This window comes from Arthrobacter alkaliphilus, assembly GCF_021483235.1.
Taxonomy (GTDB): domain Bacteria; phylum Actinomycetota; class Actinomycetes; order Actinomycetales; family Micrococcaceae; genus Arthrobacter; species Arthrobacter alkaliphilus.
The window spans coordinates 24,766-43,112 of sequence record NZ_JAKEEC010000019.1; the positions used below are offsets into that span (position 1 = coordinate 24,766).

21 protein-coding genes are annotated in these 18,347 nt (G+C 60.8%); 10 read left to right on the plus strand and 11 right to left on the minus strand.

Going from position 1 to position 18,347, the window contains the following annotated elements; translation table 11 throughout:
* Positions 1-248: 248 nt before the first annotated feature.
* Complete coding sequence (locus tag L0B83_RS13595) at positions 249-1,136, minus strand: hypothetical protein (RefSeq protein WP_234758992.1); 888 nt, start codon at positions 1,134-1,136, stop codon at positions 249-251.
* An 82-nt stretch (positions 1,137-1,218) separates the two neighbouring features.
* On the minus strand, positions 1,219-1,851 hold the full coding sequence (locus tag L0B83_RS13600; protein ID WP_234758993.1) for a hypothetical protein: 633 nt from the start codon (positions 1,849-1,851) through the stop codon (positions 1,219-1,221).
* Between the two features lie 614 nt (positions 1,852-2,465).
* Between L0B83_RS13600 and L0B83_RS13605 the strand changes: the two genes are divergently transcribed.
* The 5 genes from L0B83_RS13605 to L0B83_RS13625 all read left to right on the plus strand — a co-directional run bounded on the left by L0B83_RS13605 (position 2,466) and on the right by L0B83_RS13625 (position 6,285).
* The gene (locus L0B83_RS13605) at positions 2,466-3,107 is read left to right on the plus strand and encodes a hypothetical protein (protein ID WP_234758994.1); all 642 of its coding nucleotides are present in this window, start codon (positions 2,466-2,468) and stop codon (positions 3,105-3,107) included.
* A 198-nt stretch (positions 3,108-3,305) separates the two neighbouring features.
* Entirely contained in the window at positions 3,306-3,905 is a 600-nt protein-coding gene (locus L0B83_RS13610; RefSeq protein WP_234758995.1) for a recombinase family protein, read from the plus strand.
* Positions 3,895-4,095: a hypothetical protein gene (locus L0B83_RS13615; protein WP_234758996.1), complete on the plus strand. Its 201-nt coding sequence runs from the start codon at positions 3,895-3,897 to the stop codon at positions 4,093-4,095. Before L0B83_RS13610 ends, L0B83_RS13615 begins: the two co-directional genes overlap by 11 nt.
* A 269-nt stretch (positions 4,096-4,364) precedes the next feature.
* Positions 4,365-5,687, plus strand: a complete 1,323-nt coding sequence (locus L0B83_RS13620; RefSeq protein WP_234758997.1) for a hypothetical protein — start codon at positions 4,365-4,367, stop codon at positions 5,685-5,687.
* Positions 5,688-6,036: 349 nt separating this feature from the next.
* Positions 6,037-6,285 carry a hypothetical protein gene (locus L0B83_RS13625; RefSeq protein ID WP_234758998.1) on the plus strand — a complete coding sequence of 83 codons (249 nt, stop codon included), beginning with the start codon at positions 6,037-6,039 and terminating at the stop codon, positions 6,283-6,285.
* A 47-nt stretch (positions 6,286-6,332) separates the two neighbouring features.
* Here L0B83_RS13625 and L0B83_RS13630 read toward each other — a convergent pair whose 3' ends face one another.
* On the minus strand, positions 6,333-6,539 hold the full coding sequence (locus tag L0B83_RS13630) for a recombinase family protein (RefSeq protein ID WP_234758999.1): 207 nt from the start codon (positions 6,537-6,539) through the stop codon (positions 6,333-6,335).
* Positions 6,540-6,656: 117 nt separating this feature from the next.
* Between L0B83_RS13630 and L0B83_RS13635 the strand changes: the two genes are divergently transcribed.
* Positions 6,657-7,685 carry a hypothetical protein gene (locus tag L0B83_RS13635; RefSeq protein WP_234759000.1) on the plus strand — a complete coding sequence of 343 codons (1,029 nt, stop codon included), beginning with the start codon at positions 6,657-6,659 and terminating at the stop codon, positions 7,683-7,685.
* Positions 7,686-7,984: 299 nt separating this feature from the next.
* On the opposite strand, the gene L0B83_RS13640 is transcribed toward L0B83_RS13635, so the two are convergent.
* The 8 genes from L0B83_RS13640 to L0B83_RS13675 all read right to left on the minus strand — a co-directional run bounded on the left by L0B83_RS13640 (position 7,985) and on the right by L0B83_RS13675 (position 15,237).
* Positions 7,985-8,305 carry a hypothetical protein gene (locus L0B83_RS13640; protein ID WP_234759001.1) on the minus strand — a complete coding sequence of 107 codons (321 nt, stop codon included), beginning with the start codon at positions 8,303-8,305 and terminating at the stop codon, positions 7,985-7,987.
* Entirely contained in the window at positions 8,305-8,937 is a 633-nt protein-coding gene (locus tag L0B83_RS13645; RefSeq protein WP_234759002.1) for a division plane positioning ATPase MipZ, read from the minus strand. The genes L0B83_RS13640 and L0B83_RS13645 overlap by 1 nt, the downstream gene beginning before the upstream one ends.
* Before the next feature lie 647 nt (positions 8,938-9,584).
* Positions 9,585-11,357: a hypothetical protein gene (locus tag L0B83_RS13650; RefSeq protein ID WP_234759003.1), complete on the minus strand. Its 1,773-nt coding sequence runs from the start codon at positions 11,355-11,357 to the stop codon at positions 9,585-9,587.
* Positions 11,358-11,586: 229 nt separating this feature from the next.
* Entirely contained in the window at positions 11,587-11,817 is a 231-nt protein-coding gene (locus L0B83_RS13655; protein WP_234759004.1) for a hypothetical protein, read from the minus strand.
* Positions 11,818-11,885: 68 nt separating this feature from the next.
* Complete coding sequence (locus tag L0B83_RS13660; protein WP_234759005.1) at positions 11,886-13,331, minus strand: MinD/ParA family ATP-binding protein; 1,446 nt, start codon at positions 13,329-13,331, stop codon at positions 11,886-11,888.
* The gene (locus L0B83_RS13665; protein WP_234759006.1) at positions 13,331-13,852 is read right to left on the minus strand and encodes a hypothetical protein; all 522 of its coding nucleotides are present in this window, start codon (positions 13,850-13,852) and stop codon (positions 13,331-13,333) included. The genes L0B83_RS13660 and L0B83_RS13665 overlap by 1 nt, the downstream gene beginning before the upstream one ends.
* Positions 13,849-14,931, minus strand: a complete 1,083-nt coding sequence (locus tag L0B83_RS13670; RefSeq protein WP_234759007.1) for a CHAP domain-containing protein — start codon at positions 14,929-14,931, stop codon at positions 13,849-13,851. The genes L0B83_RS13665 and L0B83_RS13670 overlap by 4 nt, the downstream gene beginning before the upstream one ends.
* 33 nt (positions 14,932-14,964) lie before the next feature.
* The gene (locus L0B83_RS13675; RefSeq protein ID WP_234759008.1) at positions 14,965-15,237 is read right to left on the minus strand and encodes a helix-turn-helix domain-containing protein; all 273 of its coding nucleotides are present in this window, start codon (positions 15,235-15,237) and stop codon (positions 14,965-14,967) included.
* A 143-nt stretch (positions 15,238-15,380) separates the two neighbouring features.
* Here L0B83_RS13675 and L0B83_RS13680 point away from each other — a divergent pair, with 143 nt between their 5' ends.
* Genes L0B83_RS13680 through L0B83_RS13695 form a run of 4 tightly spaced genes read left to right on the plus strand, consistent with a single transcriptional unit; the run spans position 15,381 to position 18,347 of the window.
* A complete protein-coding gene (locus L0B83_RS13680; RefSeq protein WP_234759009.1) occupies positions 15,381-15,998 on the plus strand; it encodes a DUF6668 family protein in 618 nt (205 codons plus the stop codon).
* 13 nt (positions 15,999-16,011) lie between these two features.
* Positions 16,012-16,299 (plus strand): hypothetical protein, encoded by a 288-nt coding sequence (locus L0B83_RS13685; protein ID WP_234759010.1) that lies wholly within the window; start codon positions 16,012-16,014, stop codon positions 16,297-16,299.
* A 12-nt stretch (positions 16,300-16,311) separates the two neighbouring features.
* Positions 16,312-17,040 (plus strand): DUF8175 domain-containg protein, encoded by a 729-nt coding sequence (locus L0B83_RS13690; RefSeq protein WP_234759011.1) that lies wholly within the window; start codon positions 16,312-16,314, stop codon positions 17,038-17,040.
* Positions 17,040-18,347: a TrbL/VirB6 family protein gene (locus tag L0B83_RS13695; protein ID WP_372461198.1), complete on the plus strand. Its 1,308-nt coding sequence runs from the start codon at positions 17,040-17,042 to the stop codon at positions 18,345-18,347. Before L0B83_RS13690 ends, L0B83_RS13695 begins: the two co-directional genes overlap by 1 nt.

Here is an 18,347-nt window from a genome sequence, read left to right on the forward strand (position 1 = left end):
GAGACCGACTAAGCCGGCGGATACGAGCAACAACGTTTGTTCTAGACCTGTCCGTTTGGCCCATATCGGGGCCCAAACGGCACGCGCAAACTTTTTCACCTTGCAAGTCTGCGGCATAAGAGAGCCGTACCACTTCCTTTGGAATTGGGAAGTGCTATCTGCTGCCACTCCCCCAGACACAACCCAGCGGCCAGGTACCGGTTTGCATGGCCTAATAACGGGGCGCAACTTTGAGGCACTGCAGTGAGCTAGGCGGCGTCCTGTTGCATCATGTCCCAGATTTCCTGACGCGCCGCTGCGAAATTGAACTTCCTACCGGACATGAGCGAGGTAACTCGCTCGAGAGGCCACTCGGTCAGCGTGCCGTAACGAGCCGAGTAAATACCCAGCCGGTCGATTGTGTACAGGTTTGAGTAGTCCAGCAGCGCATAGCCAAGAAGCTGATACAGATTGTCGGCTCTCAGCACGTCCGGGCGGAGTCCTGCCTTGTTTCTGGGAGCAAGGGTGGTCTTAACGTCAATTAGCAATCCGCCGGCGATAAGGTCCGCTTCCCCGGCGATGCGCTGGGCGGGGCCGCGCTTCGAGAGATCGAAGGTGGGGCCAAGGTTCAATGGACCCGTGAGCTTCGGAATGAGGCGCTCTTCTGCGAGCTCCTTCAACGCAACTAGCTCAGCGATTGCGGCATCATCGGCTTGCTCCAGCATCGTGTCCACGGTGAAGTCATTGCTCTGCACCAGATCGGGTATGAAAGGAGCCCAGGCAGCACCTGCCCGGTATGCGCTCACGCAGAGAGCGAGAGCCCATACCGCGCGAGCGGATATCTCGCCGTCCCCTGATCGACCGGCAAGGACCGCCAGTTCGTTGACAACCTCATGATAGGTCGCGTTAAAGGGAAAGAGGGCGAGTGCTGACTCCGGGGTCGTTTCCGGCTCAAGGATTAGACGGATGATCAAATCGGTAGCAGTTCCCACATTTCCGGCGTTCGCCCCTAGGGAATCGATGACGAGGTCGCCTGCTAGCGCCTTATATTCGGCCTGAAGCGGCTTCGCATTGGGAAAGTTGGTACGGAGGTATCTACCGATAGAAGTCTTCGCGTCTTTGACGTCTTTACTGAGCAGCCCTGTGGTGTTGTACATGTGTTGACGATAACTGGGAGGACCGACAGCGCCCGCCACAACGTCTACACCTCAAGACGAAAGAGCGCTTCGTCTCGGGATCTCACTCCTCAGTGGCATCGGGCGGTAACGGAAACATGGGCGGCAGCACCGGAAACGGACGCAACCCCTTGAATGGGTCGCCAGCCAACACGTCGCCCGACCCTGGGGACATGAACACCGCTCGGGAGGCATTATCTCCAATTTGGGCCAACAGATTGACCAAAGGCTCAACTTCCACCTGATGTTCAAAGAAGGTCACAGTCTTCGAACCAGGAATCCACGATAAGAAATTTCCAGTCGTATGCTCGTGGATCCCCGTACTCCGCAAAATGAGCGGGTCGTCCGGATGATCCAGTATGAACGTCTCCAACTTTTCGTCGATGTGCACCATGGCGTCACGGAGATTCTTGATGGGTGAAAGATCTGTGCTCACGTTGACGATCCTGCGCAAGACCTCGCCTCGTGCCGGAAAAGCTTCACGAAGACGCCTGTTGCGAGATGGCAAAGGCCACAGAAAAGTGCCCACAGTGGCGGAATGTGAAATCAAGAGTTGGACGTCGTCCCAAGGCCATTCGGGCCCTTCCAGTAGCCGTTGCCCCGCATTGCGGGCAGAGTAGGCCTGCGCGTGCAGTTCATACAGCAATGTCCGCAGCAGTCGCGCCGGCGCGTCTGGGAAGCTTATGTATTGGTACATCACCCCAGAATAGAAAATCCTCCTCGCAACAGCGCTGGAGGAAAAACCTCCAACCCATGGCGCGAACCAACAAAGGTCCCGTGTTTACTCTCTGGACCTTCCGTTTCCTTGGCAGCGGTATTCCCTGTCCTGCGGACCACAACGTCTGCCATCGGGCTACGGTATTCCTGAACAATAAGCTGGAAGGCCGTTATGCACCCTGATGCCGAGCACCACATGCCCACTCAACTTACCGGTCAGACGTCCATCAATGACTACGTCGCTCCAACCCCGGCGATCATTCCGGTCGAACTTAGAGAACCAACTGACGTTGAACTAGCGACCTTCTTGGCAACAGAGACGGGCTAGCGTAGGCGTCCTTTCCAACGGGTACTCGGGGAACAACCCGCCACGTTCAAGAGCTAGGCGGACCGACTGTCCGTGATCAGCCGAGCTACGCAAACCTGGTGCAAGGCCATGTAGGGCACAGGCGGGAGCATTAATCCATGAGCATGGACCAAGACGACCTCGAGTCGCCTCAACCGTCCGAGTTACTTCGGAGTTACTACCATCTGGAGCCCAGGCAACAGAAGCCCATCAAGAAATCGCCGCCCAGACCTTGGGTGAGATTGTTGATGAGCATTGATGACGAAGTGACAACCCTCCTGCGCCACCAGGCGACTTGGGAGTCATTCCGGGCAGCAGTTGCCAATAGCAAGGCAGCAGCGGCGAACCCTTACTTTCCCCTATGGGTCAGCGAGATGTATGCAGCTACCGTGACAATCGGCATCCGCAGAATGGTCGATGATGACGACCGGACCGGTTCTTTCGTACAGTTGCTCCAGAAGATGCAAGCTGAGCCACAGAGGCTAACTAGGGAATGGTTCATTGGCGGCGTAGAACTGCCTATGGCTCAACGTCTCGATCAAACCTTCACGGCTTACGGTGATCCTGGTCAGACGGGCTACTTCGATCCTTTGGTGGCAATAAGTGATCTGGAAGAACTGCGCACCATCTCACGTGGTGTCAGGAAGTACGCAAATCAGCATGTCGCCCATGCCCAACGCACGCGATCGGCGGACATACCTACCTTTGGCGATATCCATGCCGTACTAGACCATCTACTTGCGCTGATCCGCAAGTACACACTCCTCCTAAGGCAAACTGATCGCGTCCAAGGCCCTCCCGTCATTCAAGAGCCTTGGATGCGAATCTTCACTCAGGCATGGCTTCAACCTGATGAGTTGGCAGGCATCGAAGACGGCACCGGCAGTTGACCAGCAGGAGGCCCACGCGCTCTTACTCATCCATGTTCCTTTCCGTCCCATTTCCTTGGAACCGGGACACCCTCGTTGGGACACTCCCCCGCGGATCCGGATCATCTAAATGCCGCGTAACCTGACTGTCCCGTATGTTGTTCCAAAACTCCCGCCATAATCACCTGTCACAGGGACAATTTTCGGTACGGTCTAGGCATGGAAATCGGTTATGCGCGTGTATCAACGGCCAAGCAGGACCTTGCCCGGCAGTTAGATGCCTTGGCGGCCGTCGGCATCGAGACCGTCTTCTCGGATAAGAAGTCCGGGGCCACTACGGATCGCGCCGGGCTTCAGGACACGTTACGTCACGCCAGAGCCGGCGACGTGCTTGTGGTCCACACGCTGGACCGGCTGGGCCGGACCGTCCGGGACACCTTGAACCTGGTTCACGAACTGAAGGAACGCGGCGTCGGTGTACGGACGCTGGCTGATCCCTTGCCTATCGACACTTCCAACCCGGACAGTCCCATGGCTCAACTGGCGGTTGTCATGCTCGCACTCTTCGCAGAGATGGAACGGACCTACGCAGCCGAACGGGCCTCGCATGCGCGGGCGGTGGCAGCTGCCAACGGCCGGCGTACGGGACGGCCTTCCGTGATCGATGCCGACAAGCTCGAGCACGCCGCCCTGCTGCGGGACAAAGGCTTCTCCATGAAGGAGATCACCGCCAAGACCGGACTGAAACGCACCACCCTGTACCGGCACCTGCCACCCCGCTCCCCCGCCGCTGACCTGGTAACCCCTAATGCCCTTTGATAAGGACACGTTGAGTTTTGCCCTCATCTATGGCGGAACGTCGGTCGTGGCGCTGCTGATGTTTATCGGGCAACTAACCGCGGTGGGGATTCTTCTGGTTCTTGCCGGGATTACGCGGTTGACGGCTTACCCCATCCAGGCAATTGCGCGATCGTTCAGCAGACCTGACGCGATCGTTCAGCAGACCTGACCAGCCATGAGAATGGCCCCGGTGCTGATCCGGGTCTACTCCTGCCCCATGCGTGCGTGACCACCGCTAGTAGTTTTGCTTTTCCCACAGGGAGTTCCTTTGAAAGGATGGCCCATCAGTCTGAACTTACGCGGACATACTGTAGGTGTTGTTCTCCGGGCTTCCCACGCATCAGTATTTCCTTCAAGTCTCGGGAGTACTATGCGAAAGCGGGGCCAATGATGGCCGCGGCTGCACGGTACGTCTTTCGCAGAACAGGTGGTGATGTTGTGGCTTGGGTGCAGGTATCGAATGTTGCACAGCTCAATGAGGCGCTGGCCTCCGGAGCCGTACAGATCGAAGTTTCCGGAACCTTGAAAGGGATGCCCTCGCTGACGCTGCCGCCTGGGGTTTCGCTGCGCGGAGGCGAACTGGTGTTTGGCGGCAAGGGGCTGCGCCTGACCAGAGACAACTCGGTGGAAAACGTCACCGTCCGCACCTCGCTGCAGGAACTGGCCATCTACAACGACACCTCCGTGGAGGACTTCGGCACGCTGCGACTGGCAAACGTCACCAGCTACGGTCAGGTCTACCTGTGCGCCCAGGGCAGTGTCCGGGCCGGCCGGATCGAGGCCGACGGCGTGCACGTTGCCGAGGCCGACACCCGCGGACGCGCCGACCGGCCCGCCGGATTTGGCGTGGAGGCCCTTCAGGGCGCGTTTACGGTGTGGAACGGCCAGCCCGACGCCGGCGTGGCGCTCACGGCGCGGCTGGAGAACATCTCCGCGGGCAGCGCGGAAACACCGGTGCGCGGCGGCGGCGTGTTCGTGGGCGGCCACGGCGACACCGCCGGGATGGCCGAGGGCGGCACGGTCACGGTGGAGTTGCTCTCCACGGGTGATATCTATTCCGACGGCGGGATCGCCCCCGGCACCCCGGATGTGATCAGCGGCGGCGTGTTCATCATCAGCGGCGCCCATGCGGCCGACGTCATCAACCTCGGCACCACCACGACGTACGGCCAAAACGACATGGTCCTGGACAACTGGGGGGCGGTGGATAACTGGACGGCCAAGGCGAAGGTCACCTCGCACGGGCCCAGCGGGATCGGCTTCGTCAACTTTGGCGACATCGGCGTACTCACCGTCGAGGCGCCGATCGAGACCACCGGGCTGGGCGCCCGTGGCTTCAACGTCTACGACGGATCCCTGAACGAGGCCGTTTTTGACTCCATCACCACCACGGGGGACGGATCCGTGGGCGTCCAGATCAGCCGCGGGCTGCCCAAGCTGACCATCAAGGGCAGCCTGTCCACCTCCGGCGGGACCGGTGAAAGCCTGGTCAAGGGCGTAATGATGCCGTTGTCCGCGATTGCCCTGAGCGTGAAGCCCAGCGGGCACATCGGCTCGGTCAGCGTTGGTGCGGACATCTCTACAGTCGGCGACGGGCTGGCCACCGTGGACCTGGAAGGCCCGGTGGGGTCGCTGTCCGTGGGCGGCAAGATCATTGCCAAGGGTGCCGGTGCGTCCGCCGTGCGGCTGGCCTGGACCCCGGGGCCAAACCTGGACGGCGTGACCCTGGAGGCACCGAACGGCCAACCCCTGCTCGCCTGACCAACCCAAAATTAAGAAGACGGGGTCCGTTCACCCTTCCCGCCAAGGCTGCCCGGACCCGGCACGTCTAATGCCCGTACCATCCCAATCCCGCGCCTTACGCGGCGTCTCGAAACCTTCCCGCCTCGAAACCCTAGGGTATCGAGGCACCTAAATTGATCAGCGTTAGGGGAGTAGGCATTGAGAGACACAAAGCCGGGAGACAAGTCCGGGGTTCCGCCGGAATTATCTTGGCCGGGTAGGGTTGCTCTTCGGTGCCCCAACTTCGCAGTCGGGGCGGCATGCGTGGTCTCGGCCTCCCTCTCCGGGCGGCACAGGAGCGCATTCGACTATTGGGGAAGGGCACACCATGAGCGACGTCCAAACAGCAGCACACCGGATACTCGTCGCCGGGCACCGATCACGCATTCGCTGCGCGGTGGGCCTCGGGAGCGGGCTCCTCATTGTCATACTGGGGATCATGGCCGCCACGCCAGGGCTCTTCTGGCTCGGCGCCATCGCCATGGTTATCGCCGGCATCATGTTCGCCCGGGCGAACAACCGTATCCGCCAGGCCGAGCTCGAGGTCGCAAAGGCGCGAGAAAATAGCCCCAGCTAACGCCCTGGAATACCCGCGATGGCGGGGATGGCTGGAAGCTCAAAGTCCTAGACAAACGGGACCCAGCCCAAGGTGTGCACGTCTCCATCGCGGGCCTGGTCGAGGGCTTCATGCATTCTGGGCCGGTTCGTCGTGGATGCGGATTTCTTGTCCACAGAGATATGTTTGGCGGGGATCCCCTCGCCGCTCAGTGCATCGATCTGCCGGTCACGGTCCTTTTTCGCGATAACGTCCGAATTTGGTCGTTTCTGCATGTCGGCGGTAACCGAGCGATCTGCGGCGACAGTAGGCTGAGCTTCAGATGCGAGGGAGGGTTGTGAACTTTGTCAGATCAGGCTTACATTTTGGAGCTCCTAAGGCGTGCACTCGAAATGGCCGAACGGCCCGACGCCTCAGTCAGCATGCTGGTTAGGCAGGCAACGCGCATAGCCTCTTTACGACATGACTATGCTGCGGTTTTCTCCCTGCAACTCGAGACTGCGGATGCATCTGCTGGGATGAGAACCATAAAGGACTCGAGCGTTGCTGAGAAGCTCCGAACCCTCCTGGGACGCGAGGAGGCCGATCGGATCATGGTCGAGCATGTTGAGCGTTACATTCAGAATCGATCAGTTGCAACAACGCAAAATGGGGTTTTTGGCGGATCTGTGGACGGCGTTGAACAACATCTACATAAGCTAAAAACAGCAGCGGGTGACCCTGCGGCTGCGCAGTACATGACCCAGATTGATGCCTACTTCTATCTTGAGAAGCTCGACAAGGTCGGCGCCCAGCTACTCCCCCAAATTACCGCCTTCGAAAACATTCTGAATCGCGTTCGGCAGAAGGTTCACGATTACCTGGTTGACGCGGAATCTGAACTTCTCATTGGACAAACCGAGTCCTCACTGTTCACCCGCGGCGAGTCATACGTTGTCGAGCGCCTACAGGAAGTAGCGCCAGATTCGTTGGAGAAATATCGGGCTGCGGAACAGCGAATTTCCGAAGGCTCAGCTGAGGGCTACGCGCAGGCATTGACCAGCTGCCGACGAATGATCAAGTCATTGGCCGACGCTCTCTATCCCCCGACAAACGTCCCTATCAAGGGAACCGATGGGAAGGAACGCATTCTGGGCGATGATCAGTTCATGAACCGGTTGATGCAGTTTGCAATCGATAGGTTGGGCAAGAGCACGCACGTGAAGCTGGTTGAAGAGACCACCAACAGCCTGGGCAACCGCTTGAACAAACTCAACTCTCTCGCGAGCAAGGGCGTCCATCAGGAGGTCACCCTCATTGAAGCTGAATCCTGCCTGATGTGGACGTTCTTCCTAGCGGCCGATTTCCTGAGAATCGAGGATGGATCCTCTGGTCTTCTCAGCGGCGGCAAAGTGCCTACCCCCCAGCGGCAGGAAATGTAGTTTCGCTTGGAACCCAAGCGCAGCCCTGCCACCGGGACATGCGAGCTGCCCTTAGTGCCTGATGTCTCTAACCGTCGTTTTTGAACGGTCGCTTGAATTTAAGTCAACATCTGCTGATCCTGCAGCCGTTCGCTTGTGGGTCGGGCTCGTCCTGACTAGAGGCCCGTCATAGTCCAAACGGGCCCCCACGCAACCTTGCGCAGATTGCTCACTGCCAATCGATCACTGACGAGGGCCGCGTTCGCAACCTCCAGGGATACCGAGTTGCTATCAAACCGATAGCAACTACTATCAACAGCTCATTCGTAAGTATCGCGGACCTGCTCGAGACCTATCCTAAGGGCGCGCAATGCCATTGGATGCTTCTTGCGGCCTTCAAGCTTCGCCACGACCGCAAGCAACTCCATGAGCTCACGGTCCTCGTCGAAACGAAGCAACATCGTCCTGGCGCTTCCCTTGTCCCTCGAATCGCTCAGTATGGGCGTGACGCTGGGCCTGACGGGAGCTCCACGCTCAGCACTGACAGCCGGCGGAGTCAGTAACGGTTCAGCCGCATTGCCGAAGGCCTCGATAGCCTCGTCCCTAGCCTTCTCGGACGCGGAACGCTTCTTGATTGCCACTACCCCATCAACTCCTCTGCCAACCCGCGGATTTCCCTCGCAGCTTTAGGGTTTTTCCACTCAACGACTCCGAGCCCCTCCCCCACCACGTCTCGATAAGCCTTGCGCTCGTACAGGACAGTTCGCAGTGGCTCGATGCTCGGATAGTCGGAAAGGTAATCCCTGGCGTCACCACTTTCGGACTCGAACGCGTTGGTAGACACTCGCGTAAGGGCCCCCCTGACACGTAAGGAGGGGTTGAAGTCCCGGGCAGTTTCAATCAACCTATCGACAGTCGCGAGTGTGTCAAGATCAAACTGGCTCGATTGCGTCAGGACCAACAATTGATGTGCGGCAGTCATGGATGTCCGCATCTCCTTGCTGTCCTTCCCTGCCACATCAACGAGGACAACGTCATAGCTCGTATCGAGTTCACGCAAGGTTTCGTGCAGGCTGCCAAGTTTCTCCACCACAAAGATGCGAGGTTCATGCCCAGCCTCTTCTCGGTCTCCCGCCCAACGTGCAGTGGACCGCTGCCGGTCACCGTCGACTACTGCTATGCGCATCCCTCGCTTCGCCAACTCAACGGCAAGGTTGGTTACAACGGTGGACTTGCCTACGCCGCCCTTTTCGCTACCCACAACAATGATCATGGCTCCAACCTAATGCCGACCTTGATAGCAGAAGGCTAGCGACACGCTACTTATTTGATAGCACTATGAAAGTAATATCTAAACCGCAGTTTCAAACTGCTATCAAGGTGCTACTTTTGGCCTCACCGTCTGATGAGCAGCCCCCGGGGCTGCTGGGGCCGACTCCGAATTCCGACCCCGGCCCGTCCCGCACGCGCCTTGGCCCAAGCTATGCCCCATTCGACTGTTGCCCCCTATCAATATGCTACGAATTCGATAGCGCTTTGCTAGCGATTGTGGGCGAGGGGTGACTAATCCTCGGGAAGATAGCAATGGCTAGCGTAGTGCTACTTACTTGATAGCACTATCAAAGTAGTATCAAACCGTGCTGCAGCGCGGATCGATGCGCGATGCCCAGTTGTTCTAGCAGTTTCAAATCACTATCAATATGCTGCTTATGGCCTCGCCAGCGAAGAGCAGCGCCAGGGGGCAACCAGAGCGAAGAATGCAGAAACTGGGGTGCCGGGGCTAACCCAAATCAAGGTGCTAGCGACTTTCTATCAAAGCGCTAGCAGTTCGCTAGCATCTCATAGGTAACCGCGGAAGCAACAGCATGAAGGCATCACAATCAGCCAGCACTACCTACGCTTAGCAGCCGGCATAAGAGACTATGCCGGCTGCCGCAACCGCCACACTGCCGCATCATCCGGGGGCAGCCAGAATTCATCCCTTTCAGGTTCAAACATGTCGGCCTCAAGGATCGCAGGCTGCACTGTTTTGAACCTGTCGAGGTAGGCGTGCCAGATTGCGCGTTCCTGGCGGTTCCGACGGATGTGGTCGAGGTAGTCGTCGAGCACTCCGAGCCTGGCGGCGAGCATGCGAAGGTTCACTGACGTGCTTTTCCAGGTTCTGCCGTGGCGCTGGATCATGCCGAGTGTCTCCATCTCGGCCAACGCAGCCGAGCAGGCGTTGCGGCTGACACCGCCGTTACGGACGACCTCGGCGGTGGTGGGGGAGTGGCGGCTGCGTTCGATTGCCTCGTAGGCAAGGGCAGCAGCGTCTCCCAGGGCCCGGAACACGGGGCGGATGGCGTGGATTTTTCCTTTCCGCCAGGTCAGTTCCCGTGCGAGTTGTTGGTAGTGCTCGGGGAGTTGGATGAGATAGACGTCGGCCGCTTTTTGGCGGGCGTCCGCGATCTTGGTGAGGATCCCGTCAGAAGCTTGTACCAGAATGGGTAGCAGCCTGGCGATGGTGACGTGGTGTTTGCCCATCGCGACGGCAAGAGTGCGGCAACCGACGTCGAGAATGTCTGTTTCTTTGGCCCGCATGTATCCCAGCAGTCCGCGGATAAGTAAGCGGAGGCTAAGGCCTTCGCGGCCCCGTTTTTGAAGTTTGTGGTCAAGGACTGCGTAGAGGATATTTTCCAGATCGTTCACGAGTTGGTGCACGGCGGCGCTGCTGGGTTTCCCCGCCCCCCCTGTGGTTAAGGTCGGGCTTGTGTTGTTAATAAGTGCACTCTTTTCCCCGCGTTTACGGGGGAGTGGTTTTCGGCTGCTCGAAGCTGTGCCGGTGAAGGCCTGGGCTTTGGCCCATTCGTAAGGGAGGAGCCTTGCCTGGCGTTCTGCAGATCCGTAGAGGGCAGCCAGGCCGGGGAACTGGCCGGCGAGTTCGTTCTCTACGTGCTGCAGGGACCAGCCACAGGCACTGAAGTGGTTCAGCACGGCCATCCGGGCCTCGGACGGGCTCTTGTACCTAGCTGTGTCGTACAAACCGGTCCGGGCGACCCGGCGCAGCGGGGTCTCACTACCGGAGTTCAGTAGCAGCGCCGGTAACCCGCCGGTCCGTTGAGAGGTCGCGGTCTTCGCTTCCCGTGCCTTGAGCGCGCGCTTGCGGGCAAGTTCCGGAGCTAAGTTCGCACGCAGCTGCACCAAGCTCTGTGCGGGGTTGCGGCGGCGCAGGATGTCGTAGGCCTGGGACAGGGGAGTAATGAGGGTTTGGTGGCCACCGGACTTGTGGATGCTTCCTGGGACACGGATACACCCATCGGTGATGTTCTGGTGCGGGCTTGGGTCGAGACTGGTGGCCATCAGGGCCAGTGCTTCAACCAGTTCCCGGGCCTCGGCGGCGTCCATCCGGTCTTGCAGCGGGACGTACAGGTGTCGTCCACCGCTAGGGGAGAAATCCTCCACAAACTTCATGCCGCACGCCGACAACAACCGGCCCACCCGGGCCGCGTCCGAATCCACCACGCCCTTCAGCGCCTTCGAGGTGTCAAAGTCCAGGCACAGCGTGGCAACGCTGCCATCCGGCCCATGCACCATCACCGCCGCAGGACGCGCCGGAAGCGACCGCGTGATCTTCGGGATGTCCAGCGGCCGTGGGTATTGGAACCGCGAACCAACCCACCGACCCAGTCGGTACGAAGGTGCACCAGCAATCATCGGAGCAAGGCTCCATGCATCTTCTGGCTTCACATACGGCGCGACACCCATAGGGGCATGCATTGACGCCGATACCGGTTCCGGTACCATAAGGACAGTAGTTCCTTTCGAGGTAACACAAATGGCACCCACAGCGTGGGTGTTGTAAAAGTTCAGATCGTGTCCCGCCAAGAACTGGATCTGGACTTAATGCTTCCGAGAAGGCCCGCCTAGTGCGGGCCTTCCTCTTTTAAGAGGCGATACGGCCGATAGGCAGTTCCTCCTGGCCGCTAAGGAATGTCATGTCGATAGCGGCGAGCTTTTCAGCAACGGCATGTGCGATGAACTCACTAGCCGACTGCCCTTGGTGATCAGCAACAGCGAACAGCTTTTCTGCGTCTGCAACGGGGAGCCGGGTAGTCAGAACATGACGGTCCCCTTTAGAAGGGCGTCCTCCGCGTGCGCGTTTCTGAATTGCCATGCCCCTCACGTTAGTTTCTGAAACGCTGGGGGCTGGACATAAAGTACGGCGTGTCGGCTTCATCTCTTTTAGAAGCCTTTTGCGACGGCGGCGGCTGCGGCGAGCCAGGCGCGTTGGGTGGCGGGTTGGAGGGCGTCGTAGCGGATGGGCCCGTTGACCAGGGCGGGGTCGTAGGGGATCCGGACCACGGCTCGTACGTGGGGGCCGAAGCCGTCAGCGATCCGCCGGGCCTCATCCTTGGCGCGCTTGAGCGCATCACCGCTCATGCTGCGTTTGGCGTCGGTGGACTCGGACACGATGACGACGGCGTTGCGGGCCAGCTCGGCGTCGTGGCCGCCGCGGGATTCCAGCGTTTGGAGGGTCAGCCGGGCGGCCTCGGCGCGGTCTTCGATGGCTGTCACGGGGACCACGATCTGATTGGTGTGGTGGATCATTCGCCGCCAATTCGCGGCGCGGGCCGTGTTTCCGGAGTCCATGACGATCAGACGGTAGTAGCGGGTGAGTACCTGGTGGGCGATGTCCACCTCCTCTGCGGTCACTTCGTGGTCGCCCTCCTCGTTCTCGTCCGAGCGCAGGACGTCGAACTTGTCCGAGGTCTGGTGGTGGACGAACTGGGCGATCTCGGCTGCTTGGGCGCTGGGGGAGAGCAGAGCCTGTGATGAGTCGATGAGATCCAGGACGCTGTTGTTATGGCCGCCCCTTTCGGTGCGCCAGCCAAGCGTGCCCTGTGATTCGTTGTTGTCCCAAGCGACGGTCGCCGCGCCGCTGTAGCGGGCCAGGATCGCGCTGAGCATCACGACGGTGGGGGTCTTGTTCGCTCCGCCCTTGCGGTTGACGACAGCTACGGTGCGGGGGCCCGGCCAGTGCTGGCTCACGATGCGGATGTCCTCGCGTTCGGCCAGCTCTTCAGGGGAGGGGTCCATGCGGAAGCCGAGGCGGCTGAGAGCGCCGCGCCAGCCGTGGGTGGCCGGCTGGAGCGCGGGCGCGCTGATGAGGAACGAGGTGTCTTTGAGGCTGCGCCGAGTGGCAGGCTCCGCAGCGGCCGTCTTGGAGGCCGGTGCGGGTCCCTGTGCGGGCACGGGCGTGACGGCTGCGCTGAAGGTCACCGGCGCAGCGTGGGCGGCCTGTGCCGGCGCCTCGTCGGACGGAGAGGTGCCGGGTACCGAAGCAGGCGTTGTCATGACTTTGGCCGTTTCGGGCGAAGGTGCGGCCGTAATGGGCAGAGGGTCCTGCTCCCGACGGGAGGTGGGCCTGGTCGGTGCGGCCTCGCTGACGACGCCCTTGGGGGAGACGATGATGAGGCCTTGCCCGTCCGGGTCGGTGGTGCTGACGCGGACGGGTCGGCCGAGTTGAGCAGCGGTTTGGGTGATGATGCGTAGTGCGTCGCTTAGGACGGCGGCTTCGTCGGCGGCCTCGATCGAGTGGGAGGTTCCGTTGATGGTGACTTCGCCGGTTCCGTTGGTGCGCAGAACGGCGTTGATCTTGGGGAAGTCGAGCGCTTGGGTTTCCATCATCAGTCCTTACTTTGTTCCGTTCGGGGTGTGAAACGGTTGACCTGCCAGGGCTTGTCTGCTGCGCTGCGGAGCAGCTGCACGTCGTAGTCGCCGGCGTCGGTGGGAAACACGACATGGCAGCCGAAACCGTTGTTCTCATCGATCGTGAGCTGGCCCGTTCCGGTGATCCTGGTGACCGGGATGTTGGCCGGGTCAACGTATTGGTAATCAGCGGTTGCTTGGGCAGTCAGCAGCTGCCCGAGCTCCTGGATCCATTGCTTGTCCGTGACCGTGGGACGGGCATACAGCGTCATGGCCTTGGTCGCCGTTTCCAGCGCGGCTGTTTTGCTTGCCTCGTCCCAGGCAATGCCCCGGGTGGCCGGTGCTGTGCCGCCGGGAGCTTGGGGCTTACCGCCAGCGCTGAGCGTGGCTGGGCTGGCGGTGGAAGTGGTGGGTGACGGTTCTGCGGGTGTTGAGGTGGATACCGGCGCGCAGGCCGTGCACACGAGCAGGGCCGCGAGGGCTGTCAGGGCGCGTTTCATGGTTCCTCCGGTGAGTTGCTGCCGGGCAGGTAGAGAAAGGCGCTGGGAGTGCCGTTCTCTACGGTGCGGGTGTAGTAGGTGTGGTCATTCGGGGCGGGGTTGCCGTTGTAGCCCTCTTCCAGGAAGCTGCCGTCACCGTTAACGGCTTTGACGACGGCGACGTGGCCGTAGGTGCCGTCGGCGCCCCCGGTGCCGGGGGAGTACCAGACGACAGCGCCAACACGTGGCGTTCCACCGGTGGGCCAGCCCTTGGCGTCCCAGCCGTCCTTCCAGGTCAGGGCGGAGCCGAGGAGGGCTCCGTCGGGCCGGAAGCTGCCGTTCAGGACCCTGTAGGGGGCGGTGGTGCTGCCGAGCTGCTGGTTGATGCGCCAGAGGGCGAAGTCAACGCATTCGCGGTTGAACATCCCCAAGGGAGAAGGCTCGTAGATCGTGGCCGTGCGCCACGGCAGGTCATCGTCTTTGCCGGATTGGCCGGGAATGCCGCAGGAGCTTTCCCCGCCGGCGTCGGTGATCTTCACGTCGCCCAGGGCGGCGACGACCTCGACGGCTGCCGGCCAGTAGGTCTGGTAGTGGAACGGGTCGGCGTTGCGCTGGACCCTGTGAGCGGCCGTGGTGGGTTCGAGCTGTTCCCAGCCGTTGGTCTTCTGAAGGGTCTTGAAGAAGTTGGTCGCGGAGGCGGTCGGGTTCATGCGGTCCTGATAAGTGCCCCAGGCGCCGTTGTCGCGCTGCTGGAACAGGCCCCGGGAGTCAGGTCCGGGGCCGTCGCCGTGGTCCAGGACGCGCAGCCCGGATTCGCCCATGGCCGTCATGACCCCGATCGTCTGTCCCCGGGCAGAAAGTCCAAGGGCTTTGCCTGCGTTGATGACCAGGGCAGCATTGCGTAACTGTTCGCCCTGGTAGCCGGCAACAGGGACCTTGGGCAGCTGGCTTGCGTCAACGCTGACGCTGGAGCCGGTTGGTGAGCAGACGTCGGCAGCGGCCTGAGATCCGCCGCCGAACAGGATGATGGACAGCACCAATCCGACGGGCGTAAGGACGGCGCCGGCGACCAGCGTAGGCGCGCTCATTCGTAATTGCATGTGACCCCCTCACATCTGCTCGGCTGCTTCGCCCTAAGGCTGGTCCTCGTCGTTCACTTCCGGTATCTGGCCCTTCCTGAGTGTGTTCCGGTTCTCCCAGACCCAGTCCTTGACTTGATCTCTGGCGATCAACCATGTCTTCTCGACTTGGTAGGCAGGAATCACTCCGGTTTGGAGCCAGCGGTAGACGGTGTTTCGGGACAACCCGAAGATCTCTTCGAGGTCCTGAGGCGTAAGACGCTCCGGATACTTGGCGAAGAGTGCTTCCAGGTACTTGGGTTCCACGCTCAGTCCGTCCCACCGCATAGAGCCATCGTAGACCACAAATTGGTACTGTGATGTACTAGGAGTGATTGAAAGGTATTAAAGCTACAGTTTGCGGTCATCCTTGGCCTTTCGTGTCGGATGGTACCGATACGATCTTTGCTGACATTAGTAGGGGATGTGAAATGCCGGTCTCAAAGAACCGCTGGGTGACGCTCGGCGCAGAAACTATCGACGAACCCGTTCCAGCCAACCCTGAAGAGCCGCCTTTCATCCCAACGGGGGCCACGAGGCCACAGCTGAGTGTTCCACAGCCGGACCAAGCGGACCGGCTTCCCCGCCGGAACGTTGCGGGGAAGGAACCGAGCTTTTGGTGGCTTGGCGTCCACGGCGGCGCGGGCGAAACCTCGCTTGCACGCCTGGACAAGAGAACCAAAGCCGCCGAGCATCAGTGGCCTTTGACGGCAGCCGGATCCGTGATCGTCCTGGTTGCCCGGTCCAATATCCCTAGCCTTCGTGCAGCACGGCTGGCCGCAACTGAATGGGCTTCCGGTTCTCTTCCCGGGATCCACGTCGCCGGCCTCGTGGTCATGGCTGACGCTCCCGGACGGCTCCCGAAAGAGATCCGCGATTTCGCCCGCGTCGTCGGTGGGGGAGTGCCCCACATATGGCATTTCCCCTGGATGGACCCATGGCGCTACGGCCACGACATTGCCCCCGAAGAACTTCCCAAAGAAGCCCGCACCACCCTTGATCAGGTGCACATCGCAGTAACTTCCACCGCCGGACTCACGGCCAAGTAGAAAGAAGAAACTCATGTTGTTCTCCAAGGCCATGGAATGGTCAAGCTTTGCCATCACCGAGATACCGAACCCGGGCACAGGCGAGGCCCCTCCCGGCTCTGAAGGCTTGATCACGATCCTCAAATGGGTCGCATGGATCGTCTTCGGCCTCGCCGTGGCCGGCATCCTGATCACAGCCGGCACGATGATGATCAACAACCGACGCGGAGAGGGCGGCGAGCACGCCGGCCGCCTGGCATGGGTCCTCGGCGGCTGCATCCTGGCAGCCTCCGCGGGCGGTGTCGTAGGCGCCCTGGTCTAAGGAGCGGGAGCCATGACTGAACCGGCAGTGAACGAAGACCAGAATCCGCTGACCAAACCTAAGTTCATCATCTCGGCCGTTGTCGTGGCGATCATTGTCGCGCTCGGGATCATCCTGGCCCTGCTCCCTAAAGGGGGAGGAACCCCCGCGGCCGAGCCGAGCAACTCCGGACCCACCACCGCCAGCACGAAGAAGCCCAGCACGGCGGCGGCCGCAAGCGTATGCGGCCTGCCCTCAGGTAACCAGGACAAGCCTGCTACGGCCCCCGCTGACACCAAATGGGAGCTGGTCGGCAAGATCGCCGCCCCCACATCCCCAACGCAGTTCGGCCCCGGCAAGACCGAAGCCAACGGCCTCCGCTCCTGCTTCGCACACTCACCCACCGGTGCGTTGTATGCAGCGGCAAACATGACTGCGTTGTCCTCAGCTGGAAAAGCGGACCTCGTTTATCAGCAGTTGGCTGTACCAAGCCCGGAGCGAGATGCGGTGCTGAAGTCATCCCCAACAGCCGCCCCAAACTCCGTGACCGCCCAATTGGCCGGCTTCACATTCCGTTCTTACGAGGCTGACCGAGCCGTCATTGATCTCGCATTCAAGGGTGCAAACGGAACTTTCGTCTCCATTCCGGTTCCGCTCCAGTGGTACGAGGGCGACTGGAAGTTCGTTGTGCCAGCTACAGGGGACACTGGGGCGCGACAGCTCAGTGACCTCAGTGGTTACGTTGAGTGGGCCGGTGTCTAATGGCTGACTGCTCCGGCTTGAACGCAATAAATCCCTTTTGCCAGGCAGGGGCGGCCATCGAAGATGCCGCCAATGATGCCGTCAAGAACATGGCGAAAGCTATTGCCGATGCCGTTGGACAAACAGTCCAAACACTCGGGACATTTTGGGTGAACGTGGGAACTCCCGCTCTAACCTCTGCCCCGGGAGGGTCTACCGCGAGTGATCCGGTGTTGTTCCTGCAGAACAGTCTCTACTTCTGGACTGCATCCCTTGCCGTGCTGTCCGTCCTCGTGGGTGCAGCCAAGATGGTGATTGAGCGCAGAGGTGCACCCCTGCAGGATCTGGTGCGTTCGCTTGCGACCCTAATCGTCGTCTCCGGCGCCGGTGTAGCAGCAGTGGGACTACTGACAGTCGCGGCCGATCAGTTCTCAGCCTGGATCATCAAGAACTCCACGGACGGAACGTCGTTCAACGAGAACATCACCGCGATGCTGGCTCTATCGGCCACCAGCCCGATCGGGGCGATCATGATCATCCTCCTGGGGTTGATCGCGATTCTGGCCTCCGTAATGCAGATCGTGCTCATGATCATCCGCGGTGGCCTGCTCGTCATCCTGACAGGGATCTTCCCTACGGCTGCAGCTTTCAGCAACACCGAGGCCGGCAGGGGTTGGTTCCAGAAGTGCACGGCCTGGCTGATCGCCTTCATTCTCTACAAGCCCGCGGCCGCCATTATCTACGCCACGGCCTTCCAACTCAGCGGTACCAAAATCTTTGGGAACGTTGGTAACGGCAAGGACTTTGGCTCCGCGCTGCTGAGTACGGTCACCGGACTGGCTCTGATGATCATTGCCTTGTTCGCCATGCCGGCCCTCATGCGGTTCGTCACCCCGATGGTTGGTGCTGTCGCTGGCGGCGGTGGCGCTCTGGCAGCAGGGACGGTCGGCGCACTGGCGTCCGGCGCCATCAGCATGGGCAGCGCCGGACGCGGCGGCGGATCATCCACCAGCTCGACGACAACCAGCAGCACCTCGAGCCAAAGCCCTGGATCCCAGGGCCCCTCGGGCACCGGCAGCCAGGGAACAGCAGGAACGTCCGGCACAGCGGGGAAGACAGGTACCCGGAGCGCCGGAGCCACTGGCGCGGCAGCATCTCCCGGTACTGGCAGTGCTGCTGCAGGCAGTGGAGCGGCCGCTAGCGGTGGCGCTGTGGCGGCGGGGGCCGGCGGTGTCGCTGTACTGGCCGCACAAAAGGGCGTCGAAGCAGGCCAAGCCGCTTCCGGGGCCATCAAAGACATGAGCGAAGAATCCACGGGGGGTGCCTGA

Bases quoted from the DNA above. Each gene is read 5' to 3' on its own strand.
- L0B83_RS13595 (WP_234758992.1), bottom strand. From the start codon at position 1,136: ATGTACAACACCACAGGGCTGCTCAGTAAAGACGTCAAAGACGCGAAG.
- L0B83_RS13600 (WP_234758993.1), bottom strand. From the start codon at position 1,851: ATGTACCAATACATAAGCTTCCCAGACGCGCCGGCGCGACTGCTGCGG.
- L0B83_RS13605 (WP_234758994.1), top strand. From the start codon at position 2,466: ATGAGCATTGATGACGAAGTGACAACCCTCCTGCGCCACCAGGCGACT.
- L0B83_RS13610 (WP_234758995.1), top strand. From the start codon at position 3,306: ATGGAAATCGGTTATGCGCGTGTATCAACGGCCAAGCAGGACCTTGCC.
- L0B83_RS13615 (WP_234758996.1), top strand. From the start codon at position 3,895: ATGCCCTTTGATAAGGACACGTTGAGTTTTGCCCTCATCTATGGCGGA.
- L0B83_RS13625 (WP_234758998.1), top strand. From the start codon at position 6,037: ATGAGCGACGTCCAAACAGCAGCACACCGGATACTCGTCGCCGGGCAC.
- L0B83_RS13630 (WP_234758999.1), bottom strand. From the start codon at position 6,539: ATGCAGAAACGACCAAATTCGGACGTTATCGCGAAAAAGGACCGTGAC.
- L0B83_RS13635 (WP_234759000.1), top strand. From the start codon at position 6,657: ATGGCCGAACGGCCCGACGCCTCAGTCAGCATGCTGGTTAGGCAGGCA.
- L0B83_RS13645 (WP_234759002.1), bottom strand. From the start codon at position 8,937: ATGATCATTGTTGTGGGTAGCGAAAAGGGCGGCGTAGGCAAGTCCACC.
- L0B83_RS13650 (WP_234759003.1), bottom strand. From the start codon at position 11,357: ATGATTGCTGGTGCACCTTCGTACCGACTGGGTCGGTGGGTTGGTTCG.
- L0B83_RS13655 (WP_234759004.1), bottom strand. From the start codon at position 11,817: ATGGCAATTCAGAAACGCGCACGCGGAGGACGCCCTTCTAAAGGGGAC.
- L0B83_RS13660 (WP_234759005.1), bottom strand. From the start codon at position 13,331: ATGATGGAAACCCAAGCGCTCGACTTCCCCAAGATCAACGCCGTTCTG.
- L0B83_RS13665 (WP_234759006.1), bottom strand. From the start codon at position 13,852: ATGAAACGCGCCCTGACAGCCCTCGCGGCCCTGCTCGTGTGCACGGCC.
- L0B83_RS13670 (WP_234759007.1), bottom strand. From the start codon at position 14,931: ATGCAATTACGAATGAGCGCGCCTACGCTGGTCGCCGGCGCCGTCCTT.
- L0B83_RS13675 (WP_234759008.1), bottom strand. From the start codon at position 15,237: ATGCGGTGGGACGGACTGAGCGTGGAACCCAAGTACCTGGAAGCACTC.
- L0B83_RS13680 (WP_234759009.1), top strand. From the start codon at position 15,381: ATGCCGGTCTCAAAGAACCGCTGGGTGACGCTCGGCGCAGAAACTATC.
- L0B83_RS13685 (WP_234759010.1), top strand. From the start codon at position 16,012: ATGTTGTTCTCCAAGGCCATGGAATGGTCAAGCTTTGCCATCACCGAG.
- L0B83_RS13690 (WP_234759011.1), top strand. From the start codon at position 16,312: ATGACTGAACCGGCAGTGAACGAAGACCAGAATCCGCTGACCAAACCT.
- L0B83_RS13695 (WP_372461198.1), top strand. From the start codon at position 17,040: ATGGCTGACTGCTCCGGCTTGAACGCAATAAATCCCTTTTGCCAGGCA.